The 9,696-nt window shown below is 43.6% G+C and carries 10 protein-coding genes; 6 read left to right on the top strand and 4 right to left on the bottom strand.

Annotation, left to right across the window (positions count from 1 at the left end; genetic code table 11):
• The 4 genes from IM456_RS06385 to gyrA all read left to right on the top strand — a co-directional run.
• A partial coding sequence (locus IM456_RS06385) for a hypothetical protein (RefSeq protein ID WP_287692989.1) occupies positions 1-203 on the top strand: 203 nt, incomplete at its 5' end.
• 812 nt (positions 204-1,015) lie between these two features.
• Complete coding sequence (locus IM456_RS06390; RefSeq protein ID WP_287692990.1) at positions 1,016-2,230, top strand: AAA family ATPase; 1,215 nt, start codon at positions 1,016-1,018, stop codon at positions 2,228-2,230.
• Complete coding sequence (locus tag IM456_RS06395) at positions 2,223-2,807, top strand: DUF4276 family protein (protein ID WP_287692991.1); 585 nt, start codon at positions 2,223-2,225, stop codon at positions 2,805-2,807. Before IM456_RS06390 ends, IM456_RS06395 begins: the two co-directional genes overlap by 8 nt.
• 206 nt (positions 2,808-3,013) lie before the next feature.
• A complete protein-coding gene (gene gyrA / locus IM456_RS06400; RefSeq protein WP_287692992.1) occupies positions 3,014-5,566 on the top strand; it encodes a DNA gyrase subunit A in 2,553 nt (850 codons plus the stop codon).
• A 267-nt stretch (positions 5,567-5,833) separates the two neighbouring features.
• On the opposite strand, the gene IM456_RS06405 is transcribed toward gyrA, so the two are convergent.
• Positions 5,834-6,364, bottom strand: a complete 531-nt coding sequence (locus IM456_RS06405) for a ComEA family DNA-binding protein (RefSeq protein ID WP_149985248.1) — start codon at positions 6,362-6,364, stop codon at positions 5,834-5,836.
• A complete protein-coding gene (locus IM456_RS06410; protein WP_149985247.1) occupies positions 6,364-6,759 on the bottom strand; it encodes an NINE protein in 396 nt (131 codons plus the stop codon). Before IM456_RS06410 ends, IM456_RS06405 begins: the two co-directional genes overlap by 1 nt.
• Positions 6,760-7,080: 321 nt before the next feature.
• Here IM456_RS06410 and asnS point away from each other — a divergent pair, with 321 nt between their 5' ends.
• Complete coding sequence (gene asnS, locus IM456_RS06415; protein WP_287693096.1) at positions 7,081-8,445, top strand: asparagine--tRNA ligase; 1,365 nt, start codon at positions 7,081-7,083, stop codon at positions 8,443-8,445.
• Positions 8,446-8,612: 167 nt separating this feature from the next.
• Here the strand turns inward: asnS and IM456_RS06420 are convergent, their stop codons facing one another.
• Entirely contained in the window at positions 8,613-8,849 is a 237-nt protein-coding gene (locus IM456_RS06420; RefSeq protein WP_287707471.1) for a DUF6887 family protein, read from the bottom strand.
• Positions 8,846-9,130, bottom strand: coding sequence for a DUF6888 family protein (locus IM456_RS23500; RefSeq protein ID WP_419547014.1), 285 nt, complete (start codon positions 9,128-9,130; stop codon positions 8,846-8,848). The genes IM456_RS06420 and IM456_RS23500 overlap by 4 nt, the downstream gene beginning before the upstream one ends.
• Before the next feature lie 199 nt (positions 9,131-9,329).
• Between IM456_RS23500 and IM456_RS06425 the strand changes: the two genes are divergently transcribed.
• A partial coding sequence (locus tag IM456_RS06425) for a hypothetical protein (RefSeq protein WP_287693095.1) occupies positions 9,330-9,696 on the top strand: 367 nt, incomplete at its 3' end.

Raw genomic sequence — 9,696 nt, forward strand, 5'->3', positions numbered from 1 at the left:
ACACCAACATCTATGTCAACAGCTACTATGACGGTGGTGGGGACTATGATGGAGTCGATTCACCCAGTTACGACTACGCCTATGTGTCTTCTGGGGTCGGTTATTATGGTCTAGGGTCAGAGTATGGCTATGCCTACAACTACTCCTATAGTAATAGTGACTCCTACTTCAATAACTACTACTCCGCAGATCTAGTATTCTAACCGTAGAATACACTGTCAAGGTGGTATAGCACTAGGCTTTGAGATTAGGTGGATCCAAACTCTAAAAGCTAGGACTATTAATGAAAAGCAGATTGCCGGACGGTGCAATCTGCTTAATTCTTGCTTCTATCACTATTCCTGAACTTTTCCCATACATAAGTAATACCAAATCCGGGTATTAAAAACTGATTATTTATTCCACCTTTTGCATGAGTGCCCCTTGCATGAGTGCCTCTCCTCGAGACTTCGGCGTGAGCTTTTGTTGAACGTTCAGCCGAACCGCCGAACGGAGGCAGAAGGCAGGAGGAATAAGCGGTTGAGAGTTTTTTGAATTATCAAGATATGTAACTTAAGTGCGTCTAAGCTTATTATCCAACAAGGTTTTTAGATTTATTCAGCAAGCCCTAATTAGGGCTTGCTGAAAATTACTGAAAGCCTTACTAGAAAACGGTTTTGGCACTTTTTTAGCCAAAAAAGTGCCAGAAACAAACGTTGAGAAATCGATCCGAGGGACTCAAACCCTTGCACTTTCGCTCTTCGATCTCGAAGGGTTCCGCTTCCAGACGTGCGAGGTCATTCTGTTATTCTGACTTCCCCTCCCGACTTCTGACTCCTGGCTCCTGACTCCTGACTCCTAACCCCACCAATAAACTTTTTCAGCAGACCCTAATTATCGAGGGAAAAACTGCTAAAAGTGGTCTTCATCGACGATCGCCAGCCGCCAGCCCAGAAAACTGAGGGAAGATCAGATAGATTGCATATAATTAACTAATAAAGCCCTGTATGATCCCAAAAACTAGAATTGTTTTAATATGAACCAGCCTAGACTATTATCTTTTACCCTCGATGGTTGGGGTGTGCTAGGTGGTCCAGTTTCCCTATCCCTAGTTAACCAAGTTGGGGTATTAGTGGGGAGAAACGGTGCGGGGAAATCCGCTATCCTAGAAGGATTTGAAGCCATCTCATCCTGTGCTATCGGTAGATCGATCGGCTCTCGGATGATTGACAGTGATAGCATCCCCTCAATTTTGCAGGTTGAAATTATAACACCGACTAACCGGCACTTAGGATACAGGTATGAGCTAATCATCCCCTTTTCTATGGACGATATAGATACAGACATAGATGATACCACTAACGATAATTCCTTGGAAAATTCCTTTTCTTGGAATGATTCTTGTCAGTATATTGATGGAGATCAAGAACTTCTCTGGAAAACCGAATTTGGACTAACAAGCTTTAATAATAATGGTGAGCCAATATTTGCTATTCTTGGCAATACTACCTCGCTGCGACAGTCAAATATACCTGGAAATTCATCGCTAAATTCACCTCCAGAAATGCAGTGGGTTTATGCTATTTTAAAAGGGATTCGTCTTCTTGGCAAAGCTCCTATCCGTCGCACATCAAGACGACAGCCTTCTTTATTAAAGGTGACAAGTAAGAAGATTTCTGCCAGTCGATTTGATCTAGCAGATACTCTAGCTCGGAGAATATTTCGTTGGGTGGGTACGGATGATTTTGATGAACTAGAAAATGTTTGTCAACGAATAGGACTTGCCAAGAAAATCACTGTGCAGAAGTTCGTTTTGAGTGAGCATTCTGGACAGACAGGCCAAGATAAAGACGAAGAGTACATCGCTTCAGTATTATTAGATGGAGTCAATATTGGATTACTCTCCGATGGCACCTTGCGAGTTTTATCAATTCTTATCGAAATAATTGCTCACTATCCTAATGCAACAACCATAATTGAGGAGCCAGAAACACAAATACATCCCGCAATGTTAGCAAAATTATTAAATGAAATTAAATCCTATACTTGGGATGAAAATTTAATTATATCAACTCATTCACCACAAGTAGTAGCTTGGACAAAGCCAGAAAATATTAGCTTAGTTTATCGTAACCAGGGACGGACAAGTGTTAGGAAACTAGAAGAAGGAGAGATTGAAAAAGTTGTCGAGCACCTCTGTGAAGAAGGAGATTTAGGAGACTGGATTTACAGTGGTATTCTCGATGAGTAGTAACTTGAGCGCCATAATTGCCGAAGATGAGACGGACTGCGATGTGTTTCGTCAAATTATCCATCGCGTGCTGGGGACAAATACTAGGACAAAATCTTGGGCATCTAAATCCTCTAGTACATTAAAGAGAAAACTGTCAGCAAAACTTAAAGTGATGACAAGGGAAGGATGTGATGCTTTTATCATTGTTCATGATTTAGATCGTAATCCCAAGAATAACTCTCTTAACGATGAAAAACAATTGCGAGATCACTTAGAATTAAGCTGTTCTAATATTAATGGTATCAGGAAATATATCTGCATACCAATAGAAGAATTAGAGGCTTGGTTTTGGTCTGATCCAGAAGTTGTTAAATATGTGGGACGAGGCAAGGGAAAAGCTCACCCAAACCCTCACCTAATTATCAAACCGAAAGAAGAATTGATCAAATTGTCAATCGGTGAAAATAGAAAACCCCGTTATAGTACCAACATAAATCTTGAACTAGCCCAAAAGCTAAATTTAGAACTTTGTGCCACTTGTTGTCCTTCTTTTAAAGATCTTCTCGACTTTCTGCAATCTCTGTCAAGAGGATAGCAAACCATTAACCTGTCCATCCCAGCCAAGAAACCTGCGATCGCTGCTAACTTGACACTATTCTAAACCCCAAAAAAGAGGGATTTTATGGTAAAATAGTCGTACAAATGGGCATATTCTGCACATCAAAAGGGTAAAAACCCGACTTTTAGCGAATTTAATCACAAAAACGCTTTTTTTGCCTTGTTATTGGAGTTAACCCCCCTATGACCGCCGCCCAGGATCATGTCGTCCCCACAGACTTAAGCAATGAAATGTCCCGTTCCTACCTAGAATACGCCATGAGCGTCATCGTTGGACGCGCCTTGCCCGACGCTAGGGACGGACTGAAACCCGTACACCGGCGCATTCTTTATGCGATGTACGAACTAGGATTAACCCCCGATCGCCCCTTCCGGAAATGCGCTAGAGTCGTCGGGGAAGTATTAGGAAAATACCATCCCCACGGGGATACTGCTGTTTACGATGCTCTCGTCCGCATGGCCCAGGATTTCTCCATGCGCGATCCCCTGATTAACGGTCATGGTAACTTCGGATCGATCGATAACGATCCCCCGGCAGCCATGCGTTATACCGAGTGTCGTCTGCACACCCTGGCCACCAACGCCCTACTACAGGATATCGAGTCAGAAACCGTCGATTTTGCCGATAACTTCGATGGTTCCCAACAGGAACCCGTGGTTTTGCCCTCTAGAGTCCCGCAACTGCTAATTAATGGCTCATCGGGCATCGCCGTCGGTATGGCCACCAATATCCCCCCCCACAACCTGGCCGAGATTATCGATGGAACCGTTGCCCTCATCCATAACCCCGATCTCACCGATACGGAATTACAGCGTTATATCCCGGGGCCAGACTTTCCCACCGGGGGGCATATCCTTGGTAGAGACGGCATTCAGGAAGCTTACACCACCGGCCGCGGTTCCATTACCCTGCGGGGAGTGGCCACCATTGAAACTATCGAACAAAGGGGAAGACCCGATCGAGATGCTATTATTATCACCGAACTGCCCTATCAAACCAATAAAGCGGCATTAATCGAAAAAATCGCCGATTTGGTCAATGATCGCAAAATAGACGGTATTTCCGATGTGCGGGACGAAAGCGATCGCGACGGCATCCGGGTAGTGATCGAACTGAAACGAGATGCCTATCCTCGCGTCGTCCTCAACAATCTTTATAAACAAACGCCCCTCCAGTCGAATTTTGGGGCAAATATGTTGGCATTAGTCGATAACGAACCGAGATTACTGACTTTAAGGGAGTTTCTTCGGGTTTTCCTCGATTTTCGGGTAGAAGTGATCACCCGTCGTACCCGTTATGAACTCCGCAAGGCCGAGGAAAGGGATCATCTCCTTCAGGGTTTACTAATTGCCCTCGCTAGTCTCGATGCAGTCATTGCCCTGATTCGCAGTGCTGCCGACACAGCTAGTGCAAAAGAGGGATTAGTGCAGAATTTTGGTCTTTCAGAGGTGCAAGCGGACGCAATCCTACAAATGCAGCTGCGACGGTTAACCGCCCTAGAATCGGAGAAAATTCAGCAAGAACACGGGGAATTACTGACAAAAATCGGCGATCTTCAGGATATTTTAGCCAAAAAAGAACGGATCGACAGCATTATCGAGGAAGAACTGCAACAGATCAAAACGATTCACGCTACCCCGCGTCGCACTCATATTGAACAACGGGAAGGAGAAATCGCCGAAACTGACCTGATTGCCAACGAACAAGCCTTAATTCTCGTCACCGAACAGGGTTACATCAAAAGAATGCCCGTTAATACCTTTGAGTCCCAAAATCGGGCAACAAGGGGCAAAGCTGGCGCGAAAATGAAAGAAGACGACGGCATCGATCACTTTATCACCTGCCGCGATCACGATAGCGTTCTCTTTTTCACCGATCGCGGGGTTGTCTATAGTCTCAATGCCTATCATATCCCCACCGGTTCCCGTACCGCTCGCGGCGTTCCCATCGTGCAACTGTTAGAGATTCCCAAAGGGGAGAAAATTACCTCGGTGGTGGCAGTCAGCGAGTTCAGCGAGGATAATTACCTGATTATGCTCACACAAAAGGGATTTATCAAGAAAACCGCCCTCGCTGCCTTTAGTAATATTCGATCGAACGGTTTAATCGCCATTTCTCTCGAAGACGGTGATCAACTACGTTGGGTTCGCTTGGCCAAAGAGGAAGATAGCGTCATTATCGGTTCTCGTCAGGGGATGGCAATTCATTTTAAGGCCGATAGTCAACAATTGCGCTCCTTGGGAAGGGCAACTAAAGGCGTAAAATCGATGAAATTGCGCTCAGGTGACGAATTAATTAGTATGGACATCCTGCCTAGTCAAATTGTCGCCCAAATCGCTGAATCTAACGAAGAAGAAACCGAGGACGAAAGCGAAGAAATTAACCCCGAAGTGGCTAATAATGGCCCCTGGGTGTTAGCGATTACCATGGCAGGACTAGGAAAACGGGTTCCCGTTACCCTCCTACGTCTGCAAAATCGGGCGGGATTAGGAGTCAGAGTGATTAAATTCCGCAAAAAGAACGATAAATTAGCGGCTCTGCACGTTGTTAACCCCCACGAGGAATTTATGATTATCACCGAACGGGGTATTATCATCCGTCAATCCGTCGATGCTATTACTCCTCAATCGCGATCGGCCGGAGGCATCCGGGTACAAAAACTCGATGAGGACGATGCGATCGCTGCGGTAGCCCTAGTTCCCCCTAGTGATGCGGAGGAATCTGAAGACATTTAGATTTGCCAGGAAGTGGGAAGTGGGGAGAATAAATAAAAATAATCTTCTGACTCCTCTCCTATCTCCTGATACTAAATCCGTTGAGTAACGCACAGAAAACGGGTTTCTCCGAGAAACCCGTTTTCTACTCATGCACTCATGCAAAAAGGGGAATAAATAATCAGTCTTTAATAACCAGATTTAGTATGACTCCTGACTCCTGTCTCCTGTCTCCTGTCTCCTGACTCCTGTCTCCTGTCTCCTGTCTCCTGTTCTGAGGATTTGGGATTAAAACTGGAAAAAGTGCATTAATTGGGAGATTTCCTGAGCGTCTAGGGATAAACGCCCTTTAAAATCCACAATATTCTTAAATAATCCCTGTTCTTCTCTGCTTTTAATAATGGCAGCTGCCAAATTATCGCTGATTAGGGGCAGGGTGGTTAACTGCTCGATCGAAGCGGTGTTAGGATTGATTTTAGGGGGTGCGAGTTGACTTTCCCGACTATAATAGGCAAATTCTAGAATCGGCTCCCAAGCTTTCAATCTAGCCACAGGAACACTCAAAGCAGCCGCTAGATCTTCGAGACAAAGCAATTCTACCCCCATACCCGACAATTCCACCAACATTCGCGCTTGATGGATGGATATCCCTGGCAATCGCAGCCAATCATCCACACCCGCTTGACTGACATTAATTTTAATGCCCAATTGCGCCGCCATAGCGATCTCATCGAGGGAACGAAAGCGATAATAGGGATCATTGCTAATTTTGGCTTTTAAAGGGTTAAAAGTGCGCCCTAACCAGTTTTGCGGTGTCATTATAGTAGTTGTCGCCGTTTTTCTTCAAATTCGTACTCAGAAATTAATCCTTCTTGCCGGAGGCGCTCTAATTCCCTTAAAGCTGCCCCGATCGCCTCTACTTGTTTAGGCTCTAAACTGGGGACAGTGGCAGCAGCGGTGGCAGTGGGAAAATAGTTAGCGAAAAATTGGTTATCTTGGATTAAATACCACACTGCATCGATCGCGCAAGCCACCCGGGGAATCGGAGTTTGCCAAAGGAGAAGATAAATAATTCCCCAGAGAGGTTGGCCGAGATAGAATTTATGAATACCGGCGATAGGAAAGGGTAAAGCGAGAATACTACCGATAAAAGCCATAAAAATCGCTAATTTACGGCTTTTGGGCTTACTTAATAATTTTTCCACCAGAAGCATGACACCTGTTCGAGATTGATTTTAGCCTGATCTGAACCTTCTATTCTAAAATAAGTAGGGAGGCACAATTATTTGTAGGATGGGTTAGCGGTAGCGTAACCCATGCTGCCGTTGGGTTTCATGCTTCAACCCAACCTACGTTCATCTTATATTTAATTCCACTCACCCACTTACTCTTTGGTTCTAAGTAGGGAGACACAATTATTTGTAGGATGGGTTAGCGGTAGCGTAACCCATGCAGGCGTTGGGTTTCATGCTTCAACCCAACCTACGTTCATCTTATATTTAATTCCACTCAGCCACTTAACATAGGGATAAGCAATGACTAGCAGAATCAAGGAAATCTTTCAAACAGGACAACCCGATCAATCCGTCACCGTGCAGGGTTGGGTGAGAACAAAACGAGAATTAAAAGAATTTACTTTCCTGGAAGTTAATGATGGCTCATCCCTAGCCAACTTACAAGTTATCCTCGAACCGACTTTACCCGATTATGAAAATGTACTAAAAACAATTAGTACAGGAGCGGCGATCGCTGTTTCGGGAAATTTGGTTCTTTCCCCGGGTAAAGGGCAAAATATCGAGTTAAAAGCGGCCGAAATCACCCTTTATGGTGACTGTCCTGCGGATTATCCCCTACAAAAGAAACGTCATTCCTTTGAATTCCTAAGAACTATTGCCCATCTGCGAGCAAGAACCAACACCCTAGGGGCAGTAATGCGGGTTAGAAACGCTTGCGCCACCGCTATCCACAGTTTTTTCCAAGAAAAGGGCTTTATTTGGGTACATACTCCCATTATTACCGCTAACGACTGCGAAGGTGCGGGAGAATTATTTACTGTCACCAGTTTAGATTTAAAAAAACCCGCCAATTTTGCCGCGGATTTCTTTGGTAAACGGGCCTATTTAACCGTCAGTGGACAATTACAAGCGGAAGTAATGGCCATGGCTTTATCTAATGTTTACACTTTTGGCCCGACTTTTCGCGCCGAAAATTCTAATACTTCCCGTCATCTGGCCGAGTTTTGGATGGTGGAACCGGAAATGGCTTTTTGTGACTTGGAAGGAGATCAGGATTTAGCGGAAGCTTTTCTGAAATATATCTTTAAATTCGTTTTAGAAAATTGTCCCGAAGATTTGCAGTTTTTTAACGAACGTATCGATAAAACGGTGTTAAGTACGGCCGAAAATATCGTTAATAGTGAGTTTGGCCGGATTACCTACAGCGAAGCGATCGAGTTATTAGAAAAAGCCGATCGTCAGTTCGAGTTTCCAGTAGAATGGGGCGTAGATTTACAGTCAGAACACGAACGTTATCTAGCGGAGGAACTATTTAAAAAACCCGTGATTGTCACTAATTATCCCAAGACAATCAAAGCTTTTTATATGCGTCTAGATGACAGTAATAAAACCGTTTCCGCTATGGATATTTTAGCACCCAAGATCGGCGAAATTATCGGCGGTTCCCAACGGGAAGAGCGATTAGATGTATTAATCCAAAGAATGCAGGAACAGGGAATGAATCCCGATGATTTGTGGTGGTATTTAGATCTGCGTCGCTACGGTTCCGTTCCCCACGCCGGTTTTGGTTTAGGATTCGAGCGTCTGGTACAATTCATGACGGGAATGACCAATATTCGCGATGTGATTCCTTTCCCCCGTACCCCTTTAAGTGCCGACTTTTAGAATGATGTCTAGGATCGACAGGAGAAAGGAGGAATGTAAATATTTATTAAATTGTAGCTTAGGCTACAGTCTTAGAGTAGAAAATGTGCATTGTTTTGTTGTCCGCCATTGGTGTTGGGTTGGGCTATCGCTTAACCTGACTGCGAGAGAGTGCGAACGCACTGTATCTAAGTTAACTCATTTTGCTGAAAATTATGACGGGAATCTTGACGCATTTGTTCAATAACTTCGGGATATTTTTCCATATCTTCTAAGGAGTTTAAAGGTGGATAAACTACTCGATCTTTTCTTTCATTTACCTTATCTACATAGGCATAAAAAGCCTCGTCATCCTCACGATGAGATAATACATAACTTTTTAATTCTTGAGAGGTCATAGTTTTAAAATTAGGTTTTTGATTCATTTTATCCATTGTCCATTAGGTTTAATTTCAATCTCAATACCTTCACCAATTAACATGAAAATATTTTTAGTACGCTCATCCAATCTTATTAAGTTAATTGGTAAATAAAACCTTGTTGCCCAACAAGATAGGGTATAACATTGTAAGAGTTGTGCAAGTGTCGGAATATTTTTCCCTCCCAAAACCGAACGAATGACACTAATTATAACAAAATAGAGAATCTGCTTCAACAACTTCGAGACAGAGTTGAACGCAAAGGCGAATCCGACATACCGCGCCACAATAACTCAAGAAAGAGGATAGTTCGTCTGAGAAGGAGTAAAACAACGGAAAACACCTGAGACTCCCTGCTCTGTCAACCCCTAAGCTAGGGAGAGAAATATAAAGATTTATTAAATTGTAGCTTTTGATACAGTTGTGGGGGGGGAAGTGTGTATCATTCTGCCATCTCCCTTTGGTCTTGGGTTGGGCTATATGTATATGCTAAACTTTTTCGCTAAAAAATCTTTTAGGACTTTACCTAAAATTCTCCCCATATGCAGTATTCTACTCTGCCAAAGTTCTTCTTTTGCACAGTCTTTAGTGCCTTCTGTTATACCTATTGATGAAGAATTTGTGGCTATGCAGTATTTGTATTTGGATGCCAGTTTAGGAGCATTAGGACCTTTTTTTAATGGGGAAGTAGTGCAACCTATTGGAGAGACACAGATGGGAGCATCCCACTTTTGCAATAAGCAATTGTACTTAGATGCGAAATACTTATATGGCAAGCCTTTTCGGGAGTTCATAGATTTTCAACGGTTCTCTAAATTGTGTGATTGGAACCAGAATCGTTACTACAAAAGCC

Source organism: Microcystis sp. M079S1 (genome assembly GCF_020246425.1).
Classification (GTDB): Bacteria; Cyanobacteriota; Cyanobacteriia; order Cyanobacteriales; family Microcystaceae; genus Microcystis; species Microcystis aeruginosa.